The sequence below is a fragment of the Candidatus Poribacteria bacterium genome (genome assembly GCA_016866785.1).
Taxonomy (GTDB): domain Bacteria; phylum Poribacteria; class WGA-4E.
Genome location: VGLH01000067.1, coordinates 1 through 22,585 on the forward strand (window position 1 = coordinate 1; position 22,585 = coordinate 22,585).

The 22,585-nt window shown below is 65.6% G+C and carries 16 protein-coding genes and 1 other RNA gene; 10 read left to right on the plus strand and 7 right to left on the minus strand.

Annotation, left to right across the window (positions count from 1 at the left end):
- Window positions 1-464 (minus strand): NAD-dependent epimerase/dehydratase family protein (locus FJZ36_10950; GenBank protein MBM3215420.1); only part of this gene is annotated, 464 nt, incomplete at its 3' end.
- 192 nt (window positions 465-656) lie between these two features.
- On the opposite strand from FJZ36_10950, the gene FJZ36_10955 reads away from it, so the two are divergent.
- Window positions 657-1,535, plus strand: coding sequence for a DMT family transporter (locus FJZ36_10955; GenBank protein ID MBM3215421.1), 879 nt, complete (start codon window positions 657-659; stop codon window positions 1,533-1,535).
- On the opposite strand, the gene FJZ36_10960 is transcribed toward FJZ36_10955, so the two are convergent.
- The 4 genes from FJZ36_10960 to FJZ36_10975 all read right to left on the minus strand — a co-directional run bounded on the left by FJZ36_10960 (window position 1,532) and on the right by FJZ36_10975 (window position 5,768).
- Window positions 1,532-2,977, minus strand: a complete 1,446-nt coding sequence (locus FJZ36_10960) for a hypothetical protein (GenBank protein MBM3215422.1) — start codon at window positions 2,975-2,977, stop codon at window positions 1,532-1,534. The genes FJZ36_10955 and FJZ36_10960 overlap by 4 nt on opposite strands.
- The gene (locus FJZ36_10965; GenBank protein ID MBM3215423.1) at window positions 2,978-3,328 is read right to left on the minus strand and encodes a DUF1858 domain-containing protein; all 351 of its coding nucleotides are present in this window, start codon (window positions 3,326-3,328) and stop codon (window positions 2,978-2,980) included.
- The gene (gene cysE, locus FJZ36_10970; protein ID MBM3215424.1) at window positions 3,312-4,085 is read right to left on the minus strand and encodes a serine O-acetyltransferase; all 774 of its coding nucleotides are present in this window, start codon (window positions 4,083-4,085) and stop codon (window positions 3,312-3,314) included. The genes FJZ36_10965 and cysE overlap by 17 nt, the downstream gene beginning before the upstream one ends.
- 87 nt (window positions 4,086-4,172) lie before the next feature.
- Window positions 4,173-5,768: a phosphoglycerate dehydrogenase gene (locus FJZ36_10975; GenBank protein ID MBM3215425.1), complete on the minus strand. Its 1,596-nt coding sequence runs from the start codon at window positions 5,766-5,768 to the stop codon at window positions 4,173-4,175.
- A 243-nt stretch (window positions 5,769-6,011) separates the two neighbouring features.
- Here FJZ36_10975 and FJZ36_10980 point away from each other — a divergent pair, with 243 nt between their 5' ends.
- The 3 genes from FJZ36_10980 to sat all read left to right on the plus strand — a co-directional run bounded on the left by FJZ36_10980 (window position 6,012) and on the right by sat (window position 9,395).
- On the plus strand, window positions 6,012-7,121 hold the full coding sequence (locus tag FJZ36_10980; GenBank protein MBM3215426.1) for a hypothetical protein: 1,110 nt from the start codon (window positions 6,012-6,014) through the stop codon (window positions 7,119-7,121).
- A complete protein-coding gene (locus FJZ36_10985) occupies window positions 7,111-8,139 on the plus strand; it encodes a VWA domain-containing protein (protein MBM3215427.1) in 1,029 nt (342 codons plus the stop codon). Before FJZ36_10980 ends, FJZ36_10985 begins: the two co-directional genes overlap by 11 nt.
- A gap of 92 nt (window positions 8,140-8,231) precedes the next feature.
- The gene (gene sat / locus FJZ36_10990; GenBank protein MBM3215428.1) at window positions 8,232-9,395 is read left to right on the plus strand and encodes a sulfate adenylyltransferase; all 1,164 of its coding nucleotides are present in this window, start codon (window positions 8,232-8,234) and stop codon (window positions 9,393-9,395) included.
- 124 nt (window positions 9,396-9,519) lie between these two features.
- Here sat and FJZ36_10995 read toward each other — a convergent pair whose 3' ends face one another.
- Window positions 9,520-11,493 carry a hypothetical protein gene (locus tag FJZ36_10995; protein MBM3215429.1) on the minus strand — a complete coding sequence of 658 codons (1,974 nt, stop codon included), beginning with the start codon at window positions 11,491-11,493 and terminating at the stop codon, window positions 9,520-9,522.
- A gap of 135 nt (window positions 11,494-11,628) precedes the next feature.
- On the opposite strand from FJZ36_10995, the gene rnpB reads away from it, so the two are divergent.
- The 6 genes from rnpB (at window position 11,629) to FJZ36_11025 (ending at window position 20,451) form a co-directional block, all read left to right on the plus strand.
- An RNA gene (gene rnpB / locus FJZ36_11000) (RNase P RNA component class A) lies at window positions 11,629-12,012 on the plus strand.
- A gap of 81 nt (window positions 12,013-12,093) precedes the next feature.
- Window positions 12,094-14,589 carry a primosomal protein N' gene (priA, locus tag FJZ36_11005; GenBank protein MBM3215430.1) on the plus strand — a complete coding sequence of 832 codons (2,496 nt, stop codon included), beginning with the start codon at window positions 12,094-12,096 and terminating at the stop codon, window positions 14,587-14,589.
- Window positions 14,586-15,422 (plus strand): HAD family phosphatase, encoded by an 837-nt coding sequence (locus tag FJZ36_11010; GenBank protein MBM3215431.1) that lies wholly within the window; start codon window positions 14,586-14,588, stop codon window positions 15,420-15,422. The genes priA and FJZ36_11010 overlap by 4 nt, the downstream gene beginning before the upstream one ends.
- 639 nt (window positions 15,423-16,061) lie before the next feature.
- Complete coding sequence (locus FJZ36_11015) at window positions 16,062-18,182, plus strand: creatininase family protein (protein MBM3215432.1); 2,121 nt, start codon at window positions 16,062-16,064, stop codon at window positions 18,180-18,182.
- A 505-nt stretch (window positions 18,183-18,687) separates the two neighbouring features.
- Window positions 18,688-19,491: a phytanoyl-CoA dioxygenase family protein gene (locus tag FJZ36_11020; protein ID MBM3215433.1), complete on the plus strand. Its 804-nt coding sequence runs from the start codon at window positions 18,688-18,690 to the stop codon at window positions 19,489-19,491.
- Window positions 19,492-19,590: 99 nt separating this feature from the next.
- Window positions 19,591-20,451: a hypothetical protein gene (locus FJZ36_11025; GenBank protein ID MBM3215434.1), complete on the plus strand. Its 861-nt coding sequence runs from the start codon at window positions 19,591-19,593 to the stop codon at window positions 20,449-20,451.
- Window positions 20,452-20,507: 56 nt separating this feature from the next.
- On the opposite strand, the gene FJZ36_11030 is transcribed toward FJZ36_11025, so the two are convergent.
- Window positions 20,508-22,535, minus strand: a complete 2,028-nt coding sequence (locus FJZ36_11030) for a hypothetical protein (GenBank protein ID MBM3215435.1) — start codon at window positions 22,533-22,535, stop codon at window positions 20,508-20,510.
- Window positions 22,536-22,585: the final 50 nt, after the last annotated feature.

Consider the following 22,585-nt stretch of genomic DNA (forward strand, 5'->3'; position numbering starts at 1 on the left):
CTCTCCGCGAACTCCCGCGCGTACTGTTCCGCCTCGACCTTGGCGCGCAGATAGGGCGTTCGGGGTTTCGCCGGTGCGCCGGACTCATCGAGGCGTCCGTTCGCTCTGGCGGCGAGCGTCACGATGCTGCTGACGTAGACGACGCGCCGCACTCCCGCTTCGGCAGCCGCCTCCAGAACGTTGCGGCTCCCCTCGACCGTAGGGCGGAAGATATCGGACGCATCTGGACGCCACAGAGAGTAGACCGCGGCGGCGTGGTAGACCACATCGCAGCCGCGCATCGCCGCCACCAGCGAACTGCGGTCGAGCAGATCGCCCATCGCCACGTCCGAGACGTAGCGGGATACGATGTCCAAGGGACTCGTCGGTCGAGCGAGGATGCGGATTCGACGACCCGACACGGCGAGCCGCCGGACCACGTTGGCGCCGACGTGACCTGTGGCTCCGGTCACCAGCGTTCGCATGGGAGCCTTTCAGCCAACCGAGACCGGAGCGCCTCCGCCACACGTTCGTGCTACGATTGTAGCACTTGCTTCCGAACGGACGCAGCCGTTGCCGAGTCACACGCCCAAGCAACCGCTCCGACTGGAGCGGGCGCCACCGGATTGGGACCGAAGATCGCGCACTCCTCTCTCCGCGCACGCGGATTCGTCGTCATGGCGCTCTCGTCCTTCGTGTTCTCGGCGATGAGCTTCCTCGTGCGGCTCGCCAAGGAGATCGACGGCGTCACGTTCTTCGACTCGGCGTTCTTTCGGTTCGCCGTCGGCATCGCGGTCGTCGCCGTCTACTGGCGGCTGTCACCGACGCCCATACAAATCACCAACTGGCGCTGGCTGGCTCTGCGTGGCTCCGTCGGCGGGGCGGCGGTTCTGCTCTACTTCTACGGCATCATCGCCGCCGGACTGGCAAAGGGAACCATCCTCAACTACACCTACCCCATCTGGGCGGCGATCCTCGCGCCGTTCCTGCTGCGAGAGCGCGTCCGACCGGGCTTATGGATCGCCGTCATCGCCGCTTTCGCCGGGCTGTACCTGCTCGTCGTGCCGAGCGAGGGCATCGGCTCCGTGACACACCACGATCTGATCGCGCTGGCGGGAGGCTTTCTGGCGGGGATCGCCGTCTTGGCGATCAAGCGGCTCCGCGACACCGAGTCGTCGTGGACGATCTTCCTGTCTCAGTCAGTCTTCGGGTTGGCGATGGTCGGGTACTGGACGGCACAGCGCCCTTTCCGTTTCCCGGTCGCCGGATGGGTCGTGCTGGTGAGCATCGGCGCGGTCGCCACCATCGGGCAACTGCTGATGACCTATTCGTACAAGCACGTCGGCGGAACCGAGGGCTCGCTGCTGGGGCTGTTGACGCCTGTCGGGAACGTCATCGTCGGGGTTACCGCGTTCGGCGAGGCGTTCAGCGCCCGAGCGCTGTGCGGGGGCGTGGTCGTTCTCCTCGCCTGCGCGTATGCCGCGATCCCGCCTCGACACGAGCCATCTCCGGCGCATGTGGCGTTCCCGCCGGTCAACCCGGATGCCGCGTCCTAGTTGACATCGCGGGCGGGTCCACTCACCGCGCACGGAACCATCACCGAATCGACCATCCCGTGCAGAACCTTCTTGTCGGCGGGGCACACCGTCGCGAGGATGCCTCCCAGCTTCGCCTTGTCGTTGGCGACGAAGTAGTAGGGCGTCAGCCGGGCTCTGCCGCTCATCCGCATCACGGCGCGTCGGTCGAAGTCGTAGTAGGAGACATCAGCCCGCCTGCCCTTGTGGAACGCCTGCATCACGTGGGGCGAGGTCGGGAACGCGTCGAGCGCTTGGCGCAAGCTCTCCGCCCAGGTCTCCGACGAGACATCGTGACCCACGACCACGCCTCGGCTCCCCCAAGCCAGCGGCGAGTAGCCCGACGGCTTCACGACGAGCTCACGCTCCTGCTGGGAAGCGTCGGCGAACTGCATGAAGTCCTGCACCGCTGCGTTTCGGTGCGTCAGCCCGTGGATCGTCGCATGGGGCGGCAGCGGGCGCGCATCCATGACCCATGTCTGGGGAACCGCCGCGTTCAGGACTCGGAGCGCATCCTTCGGCAGGTTCTGCGCCCAGAACGGACCCAGCGCGGGATGGTGCAGCAGGGCGAAGACCATCTTCTCTTCGAGATACGCCTTCGGAGGCGGTGTCATCAGGACCTGGCGCTTCTTGGCGGCGTAGAGCATGAGCTCGCTCTTCGGGATGTTCTTCAGGTCGAAGAGCTCGAAGAAGCGGTAGACGACATCGAACTTCCGCCGCTCGCCATCGACGACGACGAACAGCCCCTCCTCATCGTCGAACCGGATGTCCCTCGGATGGATCGTCGCGCAGGGCAGGCACGAACGCCGAAGCTCCTCGGCGAGCCAGAGCATCTCCTCGCGATAGTCGCCGGCTTCGTCGGACACGACGATCGCCGTGTTCGGATGCGTCGCGCCAGCGAACGCCCGGATCATCTCGGCGAAGCCCCGCACCATGCCTTCCGCGCCGCCGACAACGCTGTCGCCGAGCTTTGCGTAGAGCCGAGACATCGCTCCGGTGAACCCGATGCCACCGGGAACCGAATCCAACTCGGTGATCACCATGCCATCTTCCGTCGGGATGACATCGGGACGAATCACCAAGGGCAGTTGGCTCTTGAATCGGTTCATGCGCCCGTAGCCGATGACTTCCGCCTCTTTGCCCTGGTCGAGGTACTCGGCGACCCACTCCGGCTGGATGCCCCGGACGGACTGCGAGTAGAGCAGGTTGCACGCTCGGTAGAACGCGATCAGATGCGCTCCGAGAGCTTCGAACCACTCGTACTCTTTGGAAGCCAGCCAGAACGGTTCCGGCGAGATGCGCCAACTGACGTTCGAGTCGGGATGCACTTCCCGCTGCTCGCTGGTGAACAGCCCTCCCGCGGGAAGGCGCTCGTTCAGGCGTAGGCAACGCTCCTCAGGCGTTTGCGGCGGTGTCGAGCCCACTTAGGCTCCTTCCTCTGAGCGAGGTACGGCACGTGTGGTCGATGCCGTGTTGGATACGAAGAGCCGTGCGGCGGTGTGCAGGTCGCGCAGAAGGTCGGACAACGGGAAGTCGAGCGCACGGGCGATGGCTCCGACCGTATCGACGTCGGAGTTCGCGCAGACGCAACAGTTCAGACCGAGATGCCGAAAGACGATGGCGCAGCGCGGGTGACGGCGCAAGACCTCCGCCACCGTCGAACGTGCCGTAATGGCGTTCGACGTACAGCCTTCCTCGCCCGGGTCTCCGTCCATCGCCACGGCGGACGAGCTCCGACGATCCGCGATGTCCACGGCGTTAGGCAGGCGACTCATCCTCCGGGTTCCCAGAAATACGAGGGTCGGGATCCATCGCGTTCAACGCGTCGTAGGGTTTCACGCGCCCGTCGAGCCGCTGGATCTCGGCTTCCAGCCCCTGAACGCGGTCCAGCATGCACTGTAGAGCTCGCACGACTGGGTCCGGCAGATTGTCGTGCTCCAGATCGATCCCGTCGTGGACCGGAGCGCCGTCGCGGAACGTCACACGACCTGGTACGCCCACGACGACCGAGTTGGGCGGCACGTCCTTCACTACGACAGAACCCGCGCCGATGCGAGCCCCATCTCCGATGAGCACCGGTCCCAGAATCTTCGCGCCCGCGCCGACGACCACGTTGTTGCCCACCGTCGGATGGCGCTTCGTCTTCTCGAGACTGCGACCGCCGAGGGTGACGCCGTGGTAGAGCGTCACGTTGTCGCCGATCTCGGCAGTCTCCCCGATGACGACTCCCATCCCGTGGTCGATGAAGAACCCTCTGCCGATGGGAACTGCCGGATGGATTTCGATGCCTGTCATGAAGCGGCTGAACGCGCCGAGCATGCGCGCCGGAAGCTTGAGGTGGCTCCTCCACAGCAAGTGGGCGACACGGTGCATCATCAGCGCGTGCCAACCCGGGTAGAATAGCACGACCTCGAACCAGTTCCGCGCGGCGGGATCCCTTTCGAGCGCTGCGCGAAGGTCTTCACGAATCGCCTGAACCGGTCCTCGGCGTTTGCGCGGAGCAGATGAACCGGCGTCGATCGTTGGTTCCATACGGCTCGGACCCCCTTCCCTTCCGGGGTCGGCGAACGTTTGCTGTCCTGACGTTATACCGCAACCATCCGACCGCTGTCCATGCCGTCACAGAGCCGGCAGCACGACGAAGCGGACGGAGTTGATCTGCTTCTGAGATTGAAGTTCATGGATCAGCTCACGGGGCACGATGCCGTCCACGTTGATCAGCATGACGGCTCTGCCTCCGGGGCCCTCCCTGCCGACGCTCATGTCGGCGATGTTGATTCCGTGCTTGCCCAGGAGCGTCCCGATGACCCCGATCGCGCCGGGCTGGTCGTTGTTGTAGACGAGCAGCATGCCGCCGTCGGGCGTGGCGCTCACATGGTAGTCGTCGAGCATGACGAGTCGCAGCTCGCGTCCGAAGACGGTTCCGCTGATGAGGCGGTCGCCTTTGTCGGTTCTCACGGTCACGGTCAACAGGTTGGCGAAGACGTCATGGCTGCTGCTCCGGGTCTCCGTGACTCGAATGCCCCGCTGCTGCATGTAGAACGGCGCGTTCACGTAGTTGACGAGCTCCGGTAGCGCCGGTGAGAGCAAGCCCTTCTGGACGGCGACGGTCACGGGGGTCACGTTCTTGTCGAACAGCCCGCCCGTGTATTCGACGATCACCTCGTGGATCGTCGCATCGATCAACTGAGCCTGGAGACTCCCCATCTTCTCCGCGAGCTGCAGATAGGGGCCCAAGACCTCGAGCGTCCGCGCATCGACCGAAGGCAGGTTGATCGCGTTCTGCACGGGCTTCCCGCGCAACGCGTTCAGGCACTGCGTCGCGATCTCGATGGAGATGTTCTCCTGCGCCTCCGCCGTCGATGCGCCCAGATGCGGCGTCGCCAGGACGTTTGGCAGCCCGACCAGGTCCGGATCGATCTCCGGCTCGTTCTCGAAGACGTCCAAAGCCGCGCCAGCGCAATGACCCGACTGGATCGACTCCCGCAATGCCACTTCGTCGAAGATGCCCCCACGCGCGCAGTTGACGATGCGCACGCCGCGCTTCATCGCGGCGAACTCCTCAGCGCCGAACAGGTGATGCGTGTCCTGCGTCAGAGGGATGTGGACGGTGATGTAGTCGGAGTTCTTGATCAGATCGGGAAGCCCGACGAGCTGCACGCTCAGCTTTTCCGCCGCGCCGTGAGAGATATACGGATCGACGCCCAGTATCTTCATCCCGAAGCCGCGAGCCCGTCGCGCCACTTCGGTGCCGATCCTGCCCAGCCCGAGGATGCCCAACGTCTTGCCGTAGACCTCGACGCCCGTGAAGGCGGAGCGTTCCCAGCGCCCCTCGCGCAGCGAGGCGTTCGCCAACGCGATGTTCCGCGAGAGCGCCAGGATCATCGTCAGCGTGTGTTCCGCAGCCGACACCGTGTTGCCGGTCGGGCTGTTCATGACGACGATGCCGTTGCGCGTCGCAGCCTCGACGTCGATGTTGTCCGTGCCCACCCCGGCACGCCCGATGACCTTGAGGTTCGTGCCCGCCTGGATCAGCGCGGCGTCCGCTCGCGTGTGACTGCGAACCAGGAGCGCGTGGTAGCTCGGAATCGACGACATCAACTCGTCATGAGACAGTGATGTCTTGACGTCAACCTCCACGTCCGGCTGTGCGCGCAGGATCTCCAGCCCTCGCTCTCCGAGCGGGTCGCTGACGAGAACACGCCATCGCTGCACATCACTGCTTTTCGGTACCAACAGACGACCCCCGGGTTCGAGAGCTGACGACTTAGCCGCGTGTGGTTCGCACACAGACTGCCCCTTGCGGGCTTCTGTCCGAAAGTGTTCCAGACGAGCCCTCCATAATCAAGGGTACGAACCGGCGCACGGGGCGTGTCTCGCCCCGTTGCTCACAGGGCGGCTGTTCGGTAAGCTGGGCGTGCGTCAACGCGCACATACTCAGGAATCATCGAGTCGTCCATGCTGACGAAGGACATGGCTGCCCGCCTGCCCGACAGTCCGGGCGTCTACTTCTTCCACGACCGAACCGAGTTGCTCTACATCGGCAAAGCGAAACGTCTGCGGCGGCGTGTGCTCCAATACACGTCGTCGAGCAGGAAGCCGAGGCGAATCCATGAGCTCGTGCGCCGGACGAACCGCGTCGAGGTCGAGCGGCTCGGCTCGGAGCTGGAGGCGCTGCTCCTGGAGTCGCGGCTCATCAAGGAGCTTCAGCCGCCGTACAACGTGAAGCAGAAGCAGCTTCGAGGGCATCCGTTCATCCGCGTCATGCGCGAGGAGCGGTTCCCGAGGCTCACGGTCACGTCCAAGATCGAGAACGACGGCTGCGAGTACTTCGGGCCCTTCCCGTCGTTCGTCGCCGCCGAGGAAGCCCTCGCGCTGGTCCACCAGGTCTTCCCGCTGAGGTCGTGTCTGCTCCAGATCACGCCCTCGCCGACGATGCGTCCCTGCCTCGACTGGCACATCGGTCGGTGCGACGCTCCCTGCGCCGGACACATCAGCGATGAAGCGTATGGCGAGATCGTCGAGCGCGCCTGCGCCTTCCTGGGCGGCGGACACGAAGCCCTCGCTCGCGAGCTCTTGGCGGACCGAGACGAGGCGTGCTTCCGACTCGAGTTCGAGCGCGCCCGCAAAGTCCAGAACCGCCTCGATGCGCTCGTTCGTTACGCGAGCCGAAAGCGCTATCAGGTGAACGCGGTCCGCAACAGCCACCTGGTCGTCGTGTGTCCCGCGCTGCGCGATGACGAAGCCGAGCTCTTCTTCGTCCGCTCCGGGGAACTCGACCGGCAGGTGCGCGTCGAGCGCCGGATCGGCGACGCGGCGCTGGTGGACCTCTTCGGCGAAGCGTTTCTCACGCCGCGAAAGCGCCGAGAGTACACGCTCTACGACGTCGACGCGATGAACGTCACCTCCCAATGGCTCTTCGCGAATCGGAACCGGCAGGATATCGTCGCGATCGAGCGTCTGGACCCGGAGTGCTGCACCGACGCTCTCAGCCGAGTGCGATCGCTGCTGCGCGAGCCCCTGCAGATGGAGTTCCCGGAACTGGCGCGAGTTCCCTATGCGGTTTGAGCGCCCCGTTCTGCTTTTCGCCGTGCTGGCGCTGCCCGTGATCGCCGCGTGGCTGCTCGGTAACGAGCGGCGGCGCATCCGCGACTGCCACGCGCTGTCGCGGTTCGACGGCAGCCTCGCCGCATCCGTCCCAACCCGACGCGCGCTCGCCATACTGCTGCTGGGAGCCCTCCTGCTTCTTGCCGTCGCCGCTGCGGGCCCGGGTTCTAGGCGCACCGTGGCGTCGTCGCGGAACGACCGCGACATCGCCATCGTGCTCGATAGCTCGCTGAGCATGGCGGCAGAAGACATCCGACCGTCGCGCCTCGCGTTCGCCCGCACGATGGCGCGCACCATCGTCGAGCACCTGAACGGAGAGCGCGTGTCGATGACGGCGGTCGCCGGACGGGGCGTCGTGCAGTGCCCTCTCACGCGCGACTACGACGCCGTCGTGCGACTCATCGACAGCGTGGCGACCGACATGATCCCTCAACCGGGCTCCGCCATCGCCGACGGGCTGTCGCGCGCTCTGGGCTCCTTCGGACGCGAGCGCCAACGCGACCGCGTCATGCTCCTCCTGACCGATGGCGAGGAACACGAACCCGGCGCTGTTCGGATCGCGCGACAAGTTGGGCGCGCGGGCGTGCCCATCTGGGTCATCGGCGTTGGAACCGAGGAGGGCTCGCCCATCGCGCTGCGGGGCGAGAGCGGCACGATCACCGGCTACAAGCGCGACAAGGACGGCACGATTGTGACGACCCGCCTGAACCCGACGTTGCTCCGGCATGTCGCCGAAGCCAGCGATGGCGCGCTGTATCTCGCCTCTCCCGATGGTCACGTGCTGACGCCGGTCATCGACCGGCTGAGGGAGATCGCGCCGACCGGCGCATCGCCGCGTCGATGGCTGGAACTGACGCTCGCCCTCGCCGCCGCCGCGCTGGCGTGGTTCGCGTCGTTGGATGTCCTGCCGCCGTTCCACATCCCGACTTGGCTGCGATGGCTCTCGCGACCCCGCTCGCCCGCAGACGCGCGACGTTAACCGACCCGCCACGGCAGACCGACCCCTGACAGCGCGTGCTACTATTGCCCGTGTCTGCATGCATCCGGCGATATCCACGCAGAGAGGTCAAACTGGTGTCCGCATCCATCGCTCCGCACGGCGGAGCCCTGATCGACCGCACCGTGCGACAAGACGAACGCGCAGAGGTGGCGCAGTTGGCGAAAGGTCTGCCGAGGCTCACCGTCAACGCTCGCGAGGCATCCGACTTGGAGATGATCGCCATCGGCGGGTTCAGCCCGTTGACCGGCTTCATGTCCGAGCCCGACTACCGAAGCGTCGTCGATACGATGCACCTCGCCGACGGAAACGCCTGGAGCCTTCCCGTCACGTTGAGCCTATCGCGCGACGAAGCGAAAGCGGTCGAGGCGGCGGGGCAGGCTGCCCTCTATTCCGAGCAGGGACTGCTGGTCGCCGTGTTGGATGCTGCCGACATCTTCTCGTACGACAAGACGCACGAAGCGCAACACGTCTACCGGACGACCGAAGAAGCGCACCCGGGCGTCGCCGCGCTCTACCGCCAAGATGAGCTGCTCGTCGGCGGCAGCGTCGCGGTTCTCGACTACGTGCCGCGCGAGTCATTCGAGTACGCCGAGTTCCCTCCCGCCGTGTCGCGCAAGCTCTTCGCGGAGCGCGGCTGGAAGCGCGTCGTCGGCTTCCAGACCCGCAACCCGATCCATCGGGCGCACGAGTACATCATCAAGTGCGCGTTGGAGATCGTCGACGGGCTCTTCCTCCATCCGCTGATCGGCGAGACGAAGCAGGGGGATATCCCCGCCGATGTGCGGATGGACTGCTACCGTGTGCTGATCGACGGCTACTTCCCGAAGGATCGGGTCATCCTCGGAACCCTCCCAGCGGCGATGCGTTACGCGGGACCCCGCGAGGCGATTTTCCACGCGCTGGTTCGGAAGAACTACGGCGTGACGCACTTCATCGTCGGCAGGGACCACGCCGGAGTCGGCAACTACTACGGGACTTACGACGCCCAACACATCTTCGACGAGTTCGGTCCCGACGAGCTGGGCATCACGCCTCTCTTCTTCGAGCACGCGTTCTACTGCATGAGAACCGCTGGCATGGCGACCGCGAAAACGAGCCCCTCGACTCCGGAGGAGCGGCTCGCGCTGTCGGGCACGCGCGTCCGCGACATGCTTGCCGCCGGGGAGATTCCGCCGCCGGAGTTCACGCGCAAGGAAGTCGCCGAAATCCTGATTCGGTGGGCGCGGTCAGCCTAACGATTCATCTTGGGGTAGGGGCGACCCGGCGGGTTGCCCTCGTCGTACAGCGGGCGACGCATCGCGTCGCCCCTACGATATGGCGTCGGCAGGCTCCAGATGCACGTGCGTATCGGGCACTCCCCTACCAGTTCTTGAACGCGTACATTGCGTGTCCCGTCGCGATGGCGACGAGGCTGGCGATGCTCCCCACAGCGAACTCGCCCATGATGAAGCCGAGAAACAGCGGCAGCGCCTTTCGATAGCCCCGTATGCCCGTCGCCCGCAGCACGACGACCTTCAGGAACCACCCCGCCAGCACTGACGACCAGATCCAGTTCATCGCGTAGTCGTCCGCCAGCGCGTAGCCCAGCGGGTGCAGGGGCCACCACACATAGCGCGTTCGCAGCACCAGCAGACCTGCCGACACGACCGCGCCGATGACGATGGCGACCAACGACGGCACGTCGGTTTCCGACGGGAACGCCAGCCACCCCTCCAGACGCACGAAGGGCTCTCTGCCAAACGCGCCGACAGCATAGCTCGCGATGCCGCTCAGCCCGCCCTCCCGATAGAACGCGTGGAGCAGCATCCACCAGACGGACAGCCCTCCGACCACGCCGCCGGCGATGGTTGCCCAGAACATCCCGCGCGACCTGATCCTCTCCGCTTGGGCGAGTTTGAGTCCCTCCAACTGAATCGGCATCGGCACGCATCGGTAGGCGCGGTTGAACCAGTAGAACACCGAGAGTAGCGCCAGATTCTGAGCTCCCAGCCGACGCGACCCCGCTCCGGCGACGATCATCCGTTCAGGGCCCAAGAAGTGCAGATCGTGAACCGGCGCTCCAAGCTCCGCCCGGACGCGCGTGATCCCTGTCATCAGGATGAAATACGCAGCGAAGAAAGCCACGGCGACCCATGCCGCCATTCCCGCGCGGGCGGAAAACGCCACGAGGAAGGCGAATCCACCCACCATGCAGAGGATTGCGCCCCTGCCGGAAATCGGCTCGTCCTCTTCGCGGGGTGATCCTCGCCATCCGCGCCGCAGCACGTCGATGAACTGCCGTCTGCCCGCCCAGATGGCAAACGCGAAGATCGCCAGATACGCCCCGAAGGACTGATGCCGCGCATACGGGAACTCCGGGAGCCCTCGGAAGCCGGCGACCGCTCCCAGCACGCGCAGCCCTTTCGCGAGCCAATAGAAGAACCAGCCGGAGAACGACAGTTCCTGCGGAATGAGAAACACCATCGAGATGACGAACGGGAAAAGCCGTAGGGGCGTGAACCCGATGGCGCGCCACGGATGTTCGCGCACGAACTCGCCCAGGTTGACGCTCCAGACCAGCAGCGGCATGACCGGCACGAGGTAGGCGACCGTGTTGTAGACCGTCAGCATGCCCGTCACGCCGACGCCGAGCCAGAACAACCGGTTCCCAAGCAGCCCGGACCCGCTCCCGGCAAGTTCCAACGGAAGCTGCACGATCGGATAGGAGAGCCGTTCGCGCTCGATCCATTGCTTCCGCAACAGCGCGACGAGCCCGCCGAACACTAGCAGCATCGCCGCCAGGAACGCGAGCCACGCGCCCACGACCGGCAGCCAAGCCCTGAGGTGTGCCGCGCGGTAGAACGAGTCGCCCCCGACGTAGAACCCTTCGAGTGCGGACCGATCGCGCACGACCCACCACGACGGCAGGAACCGGGCGAAGGTGTTCTCCCAGTCGTTCTCCGGCGAGGCGAACCACGTCGGATACGCCGCCATGGGAACCAGCACCTGGATCATGTCGACGCCCGACACGGCGGTCGCCGCTGAAACCATCGCGTAGAGCGTCAGAAGCTCCGCGCCGTCGAGCGCGAAGCGTTTCGGGAGCAGACGGGAAACCGCCACCAGCGCCAGCAGCAGGAACACGACGTTGAAGAACACCGACATCGCCGTCGGGTAGAACGCGCCGCCCAGCGCGGATCCGCCGCCCCGCGTCGATCCGCCGCTCAGCATCTCCATCCGCAGCATCCAGTACACGGAGACGGGAACCAGGACGGCTCCGTAGACCCACGTCCTCGCCGTGACTCCGGATATCGCAGGCTGCGGCGCTGTCTCGACGGTAGCGGAGCGCGATGCCATGGGGATCGGGAACCCCTTTGTGGGAACCTGGGCGTGAATCTGCCGATCTCGGCGCGGACCGATCCTAGCACACGCCGGTTGATCGTCGGAACGGCTGACCCGACCGCCTCATTGTGGTAGAATAGCCGTGAGGCAGGAGCCGACCAGATGGCTGCGTCCACGAGCGCTTTCGGGCGTCCGCGGATGAGGAAAGTCCGGACTCCACAGGGTCAGGGCGCTGGGTAACTCCCAGGGGGAGCGATCTCACAGCAAGCGCAACAGAAAGCAGGCCGCCGGGACCTCGGTTCCGGTAAGGGTGAAACGGTGGTGTAAGAGACCACCAGCCGCTGTGGCGACACGGCGGGCTAGGCAAGCCTCGTCCGGAGCAAGACCGAATAGGAGGGAGCTACGGCAGACCCGCCATCCCTCGGGTACGGTCGCTTGAGGCGGGCAGAGATGTCCGCCCTAGAGGAATGGTCATCGCTCCGTGCCGCGTAAGCTGCGCGGAGAACAGAATCCGGCTTACGGGCGACTCCTGCCTCTCCAACGTCCGGTTGCCCGGTTATTCCTCGACGTCGCTGAGGCGCGCCCGAAGCGCCCTGCGCCAGACGGCACGCCACCATGCCCAGTCCGCTCTACGCCGATGTCGTCTTCCCGATACCGGTCGATCAGGCGTTTACCTACTCGGTGCCATCCTCTGCGGATCCCGCTCCGAGCGAAGGGAGCCGGGTGCTGGCTCGCTTCGGCGCTCGTACGCTGGAGGGCGTCGTCGTCGCCGTCCGAGAGACGCCGCCTGAGCTGAACCGCCTACTGCCGATTACCGACGTGCTGGACGACAGCCCAACGTTCCCTGCAGACATCCTGCGGCTCTGCCGCTGGGTCGCCGATTACTATCTGTGTTCTTGGGGCGAGGCTCTCCTCGCCGCCACTCCCGCCGGCATGCGTGCCACGGCGCGACGGCGCGTCTCCCTGACCGGAGCGGGCAGAGCCGCCGACATCGCCGGAATGGCGCAACGGGCTCCGGTGAGAGCCGCCATCCTCGATGCGCTGACGCGCCGCGACCGGCGAACCGTCACGCACCTGCGATCCGTCGTGGGTCGCTCCGGCACGCTGGCAGCCCTCAACAGCCTTCGGTTGGATCAGCTCGTGACCTTCGAGGACGAACTAGAGCCCGGCATCGGGCCCAAGCGCGTTCTCGTCGCGCGCCTCGCGCAGACACCGTCCGAAACGGCTGAGCTCCTGGACACCCTTCGGACTCGCGCTCCTCGGCAAGCCGAAGCGCTCCAGCATCTCGTCCGTTCCGACGGCGAAGCGCCGGTCTCCGAGCTGACGCGCGCTCGCGGCGTCACGTACCAGACCATGCGTTCGCTCGAACGCAAAGGCTTCGCGATCATCGACGAGATCGAGGAATCCCGCTTCGAGTTGCCGGACTCGTCCTCGCCGTTCGGCGTCGCGGCAGAGCCCCATGTGCTGAACGCGGATCAGGCGTACGCCGTCGGGCAGATCATCGACGCGCTGGATCGGCGTTCGCCGACGGCGTTCGTCCTTCGGGGCGTCACCGGCAGCGGCAAGACGGAGGTCTACCTAAGAGCCGTGCAGCGTGCGCTCGAACTGGGACGGGACTCGATCGTCCTGGTGCCCGAGATATCGCTGACGCCTCAGACGGTGGACCGTCTCTCCGCTCGCTTCGGGGCGCGAGTGGCGGTGCTCCACAGCCGCTTGTCGGCAGGAGAGCGCTACGACGCCTGGGTACGTATCCGGCGCGGCGACGCGCCCATTGTCGTCGGAGCGCGCTCGGCGGTCTTCGCACCGGTTCCCCGCCTCGGACTCGTCATCGTCGACGAGGAGCATGAAGGTTCCTACAAACAGGAAGACCCCGCGCCTCGGTACCACGCGCGGGATGTCGCGCTGCGACGCGCTTTCGACGCCGACGCTCCGTTGGTACTCGGCTCCGCGACGCCCTCGCAGGAGACGATGCACCACATCCGCACCGGTGAGTTCGAACACATCGAGATGCCGTCGCGTGTCAGCGAAGCCGACATGCCGATGATCCACGTCGTCGACATGCGCGCCGAGCTCCGAGCCGGGAACCGATCCATCTTCAGCAAGCCGCTCGCGGATGCGATGACCGACCGCCTCTCGCGAGGTGAGCAGGTCATGCTGTTCCTGAACCGGCGCGGCTTCTCGACTTACGTCTTTTGCCGCTCCTGCGGGCATGTCGAGCGGTGCCCCGACTGCGATCTCAGCTACACCTACCACGAGCGGACCGACCTCCTGATGTGCCACGCTTGCGGGCGCGTCGCGCCGATGCCGCGCGTGTGCCCGGCTCCGAACTGCGGCGATTCGCGCATTCGGCAACTCGGGCTCGGCACGCAGCGCGTCGAAGCCGAAGCCGCCCCTCTGATGCCCAACGCGCGGATCGCCCGCATGGACGCCGACACGACGACCGGCAAAGACGCGCACGAGCGCATCCTCGCGGCGTTCTACCGCCACGAGATCGACGTTCTCATCGGAACGCAGATGATCGCCAAAGGGCTCGACGTGCCGGGCGTCACGCTGGTCGGCGTGCTGCTCGCCGAGACGTCGCTGAACCTGCCCGACTTCCGCGCTGGCGAGCGGACGATGAACCTCTTGACTCAGGTCGCCGGACGCTCCGGCAGAGGAACCCGCGCTGGCGAGGTGATCTTCCAGACCTACCAGCCGGAGCACTACGCCATCGCGGCGGCGGCGAACCACGACTTCATCGGCTTCACGGAGCAGGAGTACCGCAAGCGAGCAGAGCACCATTACCCGCCGGAACTCCATGCCACGCGGCTGTTGTTCCGCGGCGAGGACCGCAAGCGCGTCGAGTTGGCGGCGAAGAGGGCGGCTGAAGTGATCGCAGAAGCGATCAAGGAGCGGCAGAAGGAGGCAGAGACGGATGACGTCCTCCTCAAGGGTCCTGCCCCTGCGCCCATCGCGCGGATCGGCGGCGAGTACCGCTGGCACTGCTTGCTTTGCGCACTCGACTCGAGCCGCATCCGAGACCTGATCGCGCCGCTCGTGCAGCCGTCGACCCGCCGCAAGACTCGCGGCGTCTCCGTCACGGTCGACGTCGATCCGGGTTCGGTTCTATGAATCCCTATCGAGTCGTTGCACTCGACCTCGACGGAACACTGCTCACAAGCGACAAGCGCGTGACAGTGCGATCGCTTCGGTCCCTCCAGGCGTTGCACGACCGAGGAATCCGTCTCGTCATCGTGACCGGACGGAACCTCCCGATGGCGAGGGCGTCCGTCCGCGATGTGACGGTCCCCCTTGCGTTCGTCGCTCACAACGGCGCGATGACCGCTGAGAACGGTCGGGTCACTGGCTCGTGCCGACTCGGAGGCGAGACGGCGCGCTCCGTATGTCAGGCGTTCCGACAGTTCGGCTGCGCCCCGGCGGTCTACTCGTACACCAAGGGCGACTGCACGCTCGCCCACGAGCCCGGTGAACACAACCCGGCGATGGCTCGATATCTGAAGGCGAACGCTCCGGTCGCCCAGACGGTGGGCAGGCTCGACGACGATCTCGCGGGACCCCTCGGCAGCGGCGCGGTTCATGTCGTGGCGATCGAGCCCAACGACGGAGCCCGACGCGCTCTCAGCGGGCTGCAGGGACTCGCTGGCGTGCAGGTTCTGTCGTCGGGCACGCTTTACGACGGCAGCCACTCCTTCCTCGAAGCGATCCCGGCGGGAGCCAGCAAGACGAACGGACTCGACGCGCTCTGCAAGCGCTGGGGCGTGACCCTCGCCGACGTCGTCGCCGTCGGGGACAATCTCAACGACATCGAGCTGCTCCAGTCCGTCGGGCTCGGAGTCGCCATGGGGAACGCCTCGACCGAAGTCATTCGCGTGGCGGCGCGGACGACATCGTCCAACGACCGGGAAGGCGTCGCCGAAGCCCTGGACGCCGTTTTCCGCCTGTGACCCATATCGCTTGATCGCTCGTGTGTGGCGGGGTACGCTGGCGCCGGTGTCGGCGGACCGGATAGGGAGACGCGAGTTGTCGTCAAAGCGCCCGGAGGCGATCCCAGAGCCGGTGCGCGTACGGGCGCTGGCGCTCGGAACGGCGTCGGTCGTCGTCAACGCGTTCTGGCTGATCGCGGCGGCGACCTTCGGTTCCGCCTATCCCGACACGGTCTCGCTCTTCCACAACGTCGTCTTCATTCTCTTTGGGCTGTCCCTGCTGGGCATCGCGTCGAGTTGGCTCTCGCGATCCCGCCGTCCCTTCCTGAACGCGTCGGAACTCGTGGCGATCTATCTGATGCTCTGCATCGGCACGAGCATCGCCGGCTTGGACATCGTCCAGGTGCTGGGCACCTTCACGAACGGTCTGCGCGCCCTGGCGACGCCGGAGAACGACTGGCAAGCTCTGTTCTTGCGCCTGGTGCCGGATTGGCTCGTCGTGACCGATACCGAGTCGCTGCGCGCGATGGCGGTCGGCGACGGGACCCTCTACACGCGTCGGCATCTGTTGGCGCTGCTGCCGTCGGCGCTGGTCTGGTCGGCGTTTCTCGCCGTGCTGCTGATCGTCATGCTCCTGCTGACGCTGCTCGTCCGGGAGCGATGGGTCGAAGGCGAGAAGCTGAGCTATCCCATCGTGCAGCTTCCGCTGGCGATGACCGGGAAATCGTCGGCGTTCTATCGGGATCGGCTCGCCTGGTTGGGATTCGGTATCGCGGGCAGCATGAACCTGCTGAACGGATTGAACTTCCTGTACCCCAGCGTGCCGAGTCTGGGAGGCAGGCTCTACGACCTGTCGCCGCTCTTCTCGAACGCGCCGTGGAACGCGATCGGGTGGACACCGGCGGCGCTGTTCCCCTTCGCCGTCGGACTGGCGTTCTTCATGCCTCTGGATCTGTCGTTCTCGTGCTGGTTCTTCTATCTGTTCTGGAAGCTCGAACTCATCGCGGGCAAGGCGCTGGGCATTCGCAGTCTGCCCGACTTCCCGTACATCGAACCGCAGACGGCGGGCTCCTACGCGGCGCTGTGCGCCCTCGCGCTCTGGACGACGCGGAGCCATCTCGCTGCCCTGTTCCGCCGGACATCGGCGCGCTCCGGTCGCTGGATGGCTGTCGGAGCGGCGGCGGGCATCGCCGCGCTGGCGGCGTTCTCCGTGCGTATCGGCATGGCGGCTTGGGTCGCCGTCGCCTTCTTCGCCGCGTATTTCGTGCTGTCGATCGGCATCACGCGCATGCGCGCCGAGCTGGGGTCGCCGGTTCACGATTTGCACCTGGCGGGGCCCCACCTGATGATGGTGCGCATGTTCGGAACACGCGCCTTGTCGGTTGCGAACCTGACTGGGCTGTCGCTCTTTCAAGGGTTCAACCGCGCCTATCGGGGTCACCCGATGCCACACATCCTGGAGAGCCTAAAACTGGCGGACGCGACGCGCGCCTCCCGGACACGCATGGGATGGGCGATCGTGCTCGCCGCGCTGACGGCTCCGATGGCGGCGTTCTGGGCGATGGGGCACTACTCGTTCCGGTATGGCATCCCGAACCTCGGCAAGGTTCCCGAGGCGTTCGACCGTCTCGCCGGATGGCTGACGAACCCGGCTCCCGCCGATGTCGGCGTCTCGGCGGCTGTGTTCTTCGGAGGCGGCGCAACGCTGGCGTTGGCGTTTCTTCGGGCGAAGTTCGTCTGGTTCCCGCTGCATCCGGCGGGGTATGCCGTCTCGAGCAACTGGAGCATCAACCTATTCTGGTGCTCGATCTTCGCAAGCTGGGCGGCGAAGCTGTCGATTCTCCGGTTCGGCGGCTTGCCGTTGCTGCGGACGGCGCAGCCGTTCTTCTTGGGCTTCATTCTGGGCGACTTCGTCATCGGCACGCTCTGGATGCTTCGGGGAACCGTTCTCGGCGTGCCGACCTACAAGTTCCTGTTCTAGGCTCGTCTCACACCGCACTCATCGAGGAGATAACGATGCGGAAACTCCGCTACGAGGAAATGCTGCCGCACGAAATCCGCCAGGCGCGCCAGGCAAGACCCATCGCCTATCTGCCTCTGGGCACCCTCGAATGGCATGGACCGCAAAACGCGGTCGGGTTGGACGGGCTCAAGGCGCACGCGTTGTGCTGCCGGTTTGCCGAAGCCCACGGAGGCATCGTCATGCCGACGATCTTCTGGGGCGACAACCGCGCGGATATCTTGGAGATGGTGTTCTACCCGGAGCGGTTCAACACGTTGACGCGCGACCATCGGCAGGATGTCGCCGCCGCCTACGGCATCGGCCACGCGAAGTTCGCCGCAAACGCGGAGCGGGCGAACGCCACCGGAGGGTGGGATTTCTTCACTCAGCTCGTCACGCGGGCTTACCACGAGATCGAGTCGCTCGGGTTCGAGCAGATCGTCTGCATCACCGGACACTACCCGGAGAACGGACCGGCGAAGCGCGCGCGCGACGCGTACCTCGCCGACGGCGGCTCCTGCCGGGTACACGTCCACTTCGGATACGACCTGATCGCCGACGAGGGATATCGAGGTGACCACGCGGCGCGGTGGGAGACATCGCTGCTCTGGGCGCTGCGCCCCGAGTGCGTCGACGCCAGCCTCATCGAACGGGACAACGACGAGCCGACCGGAATCCTGGGGCCCCATCCGCGCGATGCCAGCCCGTCATTCGGCGAGGAAGCCATCGCTCGCATGGTCGCGCGGCTGGGCGACGTGCTGAACGCTCCAGACGAGTAGGAGCCCAAAAAGGGCGACCGCCCAAATAAGCGGTCGCCCATTCACGGCTAAGAAGAAAACAGGCCCGGAGAAGAGACGCATGCACTCACGGCGTCCGGCGTTTCTTCACTGATCGAACGCCCGTCAACGTGCATGCGCGTTGCGGAACCGCGCGCATCTGCGCGGCGGTTCCACACTGGTTGCGCGAGCCGAATCCATGGCTCGCGGAGAACACAGTCGTGCGGAGCGGGAACGCCCCAACCCCTTACCCGTACTCTACTCGTAGGGAGTGACAGTCTCCGCTGGTTCATCACAGACCGGCTAGAGACACCTCACCCGCTCTATGCAGATATTTTAACGATGTGTTACGCCTTGTCAAGCCATTTTGCACTCCTAACCACTCGATTCCTTCGGATTGAGCGTCGCCATTCCGATTTCCCTGTTGTCAGAGCGTGGTGACAACGCTATACTCGTCACCAATCGCCTGCGCCGGTGAGACGTGTTGGTTGGGAGGGTTCCGCGAGAAATGCTTACGCAACAGCAGATCGACTTCTGGCACGAGAACGGTTTTCTGCGGCTCGAGCAGGTTTTCCCCCGCGAAGAGCTCAAGCAGATGACCGACGAGCTCATGTACATCATGGAGACCTTCGCCAACTGGGGCGCGGCATGGCGGGGCCCGTGGCGCAAAGATTACCTGACGGACGACGAAGATCAGAAGGCGACGCTGGTGGCGATCCACGAACTGCAGCACTACTCGGCTGCGTGGACCCGCGCGATCACCAAGCCTGAGCTCGCCGACTCCGTCGGAACGCTGATGGGCTCCGAATGCGTCGAGATCCATCACTGCACGCTGCACGCCAAGGCTCCCAGCGTGGGCGCGCCGTTCCCGATGCACCAGGATGTGCCGTTCTACGGGCACACCGACGGACGGTACATCGACGCCTTGATCCATATCGACGACGCCGACGAGCGGAGCGGCAACATCAAGTTCCTCGCTGGCAGTCACAAGTTCGGACCCCTGGAGCACATCACCGGGCCCGAGACCGCGCCGCACCTGCCGACGGACCGGTACCGGCTCAGCGATGCCGTGTCCGTGCCGGCAAAGGCGGGCGATGTCGTCCTCTTCCACCTGTGGACCATCCATGGTTCCGCTGTGAACAACAGCGGGAACTGGCGACGGCTGATTCGGCTCGGGTTCCGCGATCCGCGCAACGAGCAAGTCTTCGGGCAGGCGCTCGGCCGGCCCGGCATCATCGTCCGTGGCGTGCGTCCCAAGGTCGAGGGACAGAACGTCGACGTGTACGGCAACTGGTCTCGACCCGCGAAGTAGGCGGTATCGCGCGTACCGCGGCTCTCGTCGCTGCGCGACATGGACGCTGGGCGATCTGCCCGCCGAGTCGTCAGCCCGACGCTGATGGAGCGTCTTCCCTTGAGCGGCGAAGGACTCATCCTCGGTACACAGGAACAGAAGGAGTTCCGCGACATGCACCGTTCCATGACCCGCGCCGTGCGCCGAAACGGCGCACTCGCCGTCCTGTTGGTCACCGCCATCGCCGCTATCGGATGTGGTGGGAAAACGATCCCTCCGCCCGATCTGACTCAGATCAAGACGATGGCAATCGCCCCGCTGATCGGGTCCGACGCCCAGTTCGGCATGCTGACGTCTCGCGACCTCGGCAACCAGATGCAGATCGCCCTCAAGCAGAACGGTTCCGACCTGACGCTCGTGTTCGACCAGAGCCGCGATCTGCAGCCGGTCACCGACGCCATCACCGGTCTGGAGTTCAAGGCGCTGGAGGTGTACCAAGACCCGTCGCTCGCGGCGAAGGTCGCCCAGGCGCTGAACGTGGATGCACTCCTCATCGGTCGCTACAGCGACACGAACATCAAGACCGAGGAGGACGACACGCCCGTCTTCGACATGAGCAACCAAGCGGGCATCTCAGGCACGACCAAGTTCACGCTCATCAAGCAGTGGGCGACCTCCAAGGTCTGGGTGAAGATCGTCTCGTCGTCCGGGGACGTCGTCTGGCAGTCGGGCACGGTGCCTCCCAAGGAGCCGGGAGACATCCAGGGCTACATGCGCTACGTCCGCGCGTACCAGTCGCAGGTTCCCGACAAGCCGCCCGTGGAGACCGAGATCATCGTGGCGCATATGCGCGACCACCTCTGGCGGCGCATCGCCGGCGAGATCTACCCGCAGCACTTCCCGGTCCTGACGCTGCCAGTCTTCAAGGAGAAGCCGACGCAGACGTTCAAGACGACCGGTGGAGTCATCAACTTCAACTAGACGCGCACGAACAGCGTGCGGAGCCCCCGCTCGTCGCGGGGGCTTCGCCGTGCTCGTCAGTCCTTCACGAACCCGTAGTAGCGGCTCATCCAGTAGGGCAGGAGGAACACGGTTCCGTCCTCCTCCGCGCCGCCCGCGTCGCCGCCGTCGAGCCGGAACGGGTTCCCGTTCCACTTGTGAACCGACCGCTCGAAGTACGGGAGCACTTCCGGGTCGATCTGCTCCGTCCAGCCGCCCGGAGGGGTTCGCGCCTTGAGGTCGTCGCGGTGACGGTTCCGCATGCGCCACGAGACGAGGTCGGTCGGTATCTCCTGAAGCGTGCGGATGGACGCCTCGACGTCGCACGGGTTCCCCGACAACGCGCCGTAGATGGCGTTCCAGAGCGGGCACCGCTCCGGTCGCTCGATCTGCCAACTACGCTCGAGGCTCATCAGGTAGATGCGCCGCAGGTGCGGGTTGTTCTCGTACTTTAGCAGCGGGTAGTAGGAGAGGAACGCCAGCTCGTCGTCCGAGTGGTTCACCCAGCCTTCCGCCGTCAGCTTCTGGTCGATGGTGTTCAAGGCGTAGTGATGGCGGCGCACCAGATCGTCGTAGGCAGCGATGAACCGATCCTCGTCGGTGAGACGCCACGCCGTCTTGAGGATGCAGAGCATCTCGAGGGAGTTGAGTCCCTGCTGCGGCTTCCAGTCGCCGTTGAGGCGCTCTGGGGCCCACACGCCCCATCGCGTGTGCAAGCCGTCCATATCGATCAGGTAGTAGCCGTTGTCGAGGATGTGCCCGGCGATGCGCGACATCGTCGAGACGATGCGCTGCTTCTCGGCTTCGTCCGCGACCAGGTCGTGGTAGACGGAGAAGGCGTAGACGTGACCGTCGATCTCGTCGGAGCTCGTGTCCGCCTTCCAGATGCTGACGCCGTCTGACGCATCGTGCCACTCGCCGCCCGACTGGACGGTTTTCGGCTCGTCCTTGAACATCGTCGCCCGAGCCGGGAACCCCGATATCGGCGTGATCTCTTCGAGGCGCAGGAGGGCGTCCATGGAACGCGCCGCCTTCTCGCGAGCCTCGTCGGATCGCGTCACGGCGTAGCGGTACGACTCGGCGGCAACGTAGAGCGCCGTCCACAGACCGTCGTTGTCCGACGCCTCGTGCCGGTAGGTCGTCAGGTCGCCCGGCTTCTCGAAGAAGCAGACGGTCACGTAGCCGCGCCGGTTGTGGCGAGCGTCCACCTGTTTCTCGAACAGCTCCGCTTTGGCTTCGAGCGTGAACTCTCGTCGCTCGATGCGGCACGCGCCCTTCGATGTGCCGACCCAGACGGACGAGCCCCGCGGGCAGAGCGCCGTCACGGAATCGTCAGCGAGCCACCGGAGACCCGCGTAGTATTCCCAGGAGTCCTCTGTCCACAGGGATACGCCGTCTGGGCTCCCCGTCCACAGTTCGCCGTCGGCTCCCAGCGAGACGTGCGTCAGGTTCTCGATGGGGAGTCCGTCCTCCCCGCGTATGAGCTTCCAGCCGTCAGGAGGGCTGAACAGCAGCAGTCCTGCCGACGTCGCCGCCCAGACGGAACCAGCGTCATCCGCCGCGATATCCCGGATGTCCAGCGTTCCCGATGCGTCCAGGTCGCCCGGAAGCCGGTGCTCTTGTAGTCCTTCCGGTGTCCAGCAATACAGGCGATCCCGCGCTGCCATCCAGACGGCATCTATGCCGTCGCTCAATGCGGCGACGATCTCGGCGTCAACGGCAGCGACGCGGCGAGGCGCATCCGCCATATCCCACTCGTACAGACCGTCGGACGCCACGACGATCAGCGGGTAGTCGTCCACGAGCGCCACGACCGGCGCTCCTACGCCAAGCCTCTCGACGACAGCGCCCTCATGGACGGCGATGACTTCAGTGCCGGTTCCCAGCAGCGTCGCGTCGTCCGACTGGAGGATAACCGTCACGCCGGGAAGCGCCAGGGGTTCCCCGCCGCACGTGTCCCAGACCGTGTCGCCGTCGGACACGATGATGTCCGATTCCCCGACCGACTCGAGCGCGACGACGGCATTCCCCGACAGCCATCGACCGCGGAAGCGTTCCGTGTACATGCGATACTCCTCGCGGGCTCCGTGGTTCCAGACGCGATTGTTCCATCGCG

Coding starts and splice junctions, on each gene's coding strand:
- FJZ36_10980 (MBM3215426.1), top strand. CDS start 6,012: ATGCTGACGAAGGACATGGCTGCCCGCCTGCCCGACAGTCCGGGCGTC.
- cysE (MBM3215424.1), bottom strand. CDS start 4,085: ATGGAACCAACGATCGACGCCGGTTCATCTGCTCCGCGCAAACGCCGA.
- FJZ36_10955 (MBM3215421.1), top strand. CDS start 657: ATGGCGCTCTCGTCCTTCGTGTTCTCGGCGATGAGCTTCCTCGTGCGG.
- FJZ36_11020 (MBM3215433.1), top strand. CDS start 18,688: ATGCTTACGCAACAGCAGATCGACTTCTGGCACGAGAACGGTTTTCTG.
- FJZ36_10995 (MBM3215429.1), bottom strand. CDS start 11,493: ATGGCATCGCGCTCCGCTACCGTCGAGACAGCGCCGCAGCCTGCGATA.
- priA (MBM3215430.1), top strand. CDS start 12,094: ATGCCCAGTCCGCTCTACGCCGATGTCGTCTTCCCGATACCGGTCGAT.
- FJZ36_11030 (MBM3215435.1), bottom strand. CDS start 22,535: ATGTACACGGAACGCTTCCGCGGTCGATGGCTGTCGGGGAATGCCGTC.
- FJZ36_11015 (MBM3215432.1), top strand. CDS start 16,062: ATGGGTCGAAGGCGAGAAGCTGAGCTATCCCATCGTGCAGCTTCCGCT.
- FJZ36_10985 (MBM3215427.1), top strand. CDS start 7,111: ATGCGGTTTGAGCGCCCCGTTCTGCTTTTCGCCGTGCTGGCGCTGCCC.
- FJZ36_10965 (MBM3215423.1), bottom strand. CDS start 3,328: ATGAGTCGCCTGCCTAACGCCGTGGACATCGCGGATCGTCGGAGCTCG.
- FJZ36_11010 (MBM3215431.1), top strand. CDS start 14,586: ATGAATCCCTATCGAGTCGTTGCACTCGACCTCGACGGAACACTGCTC.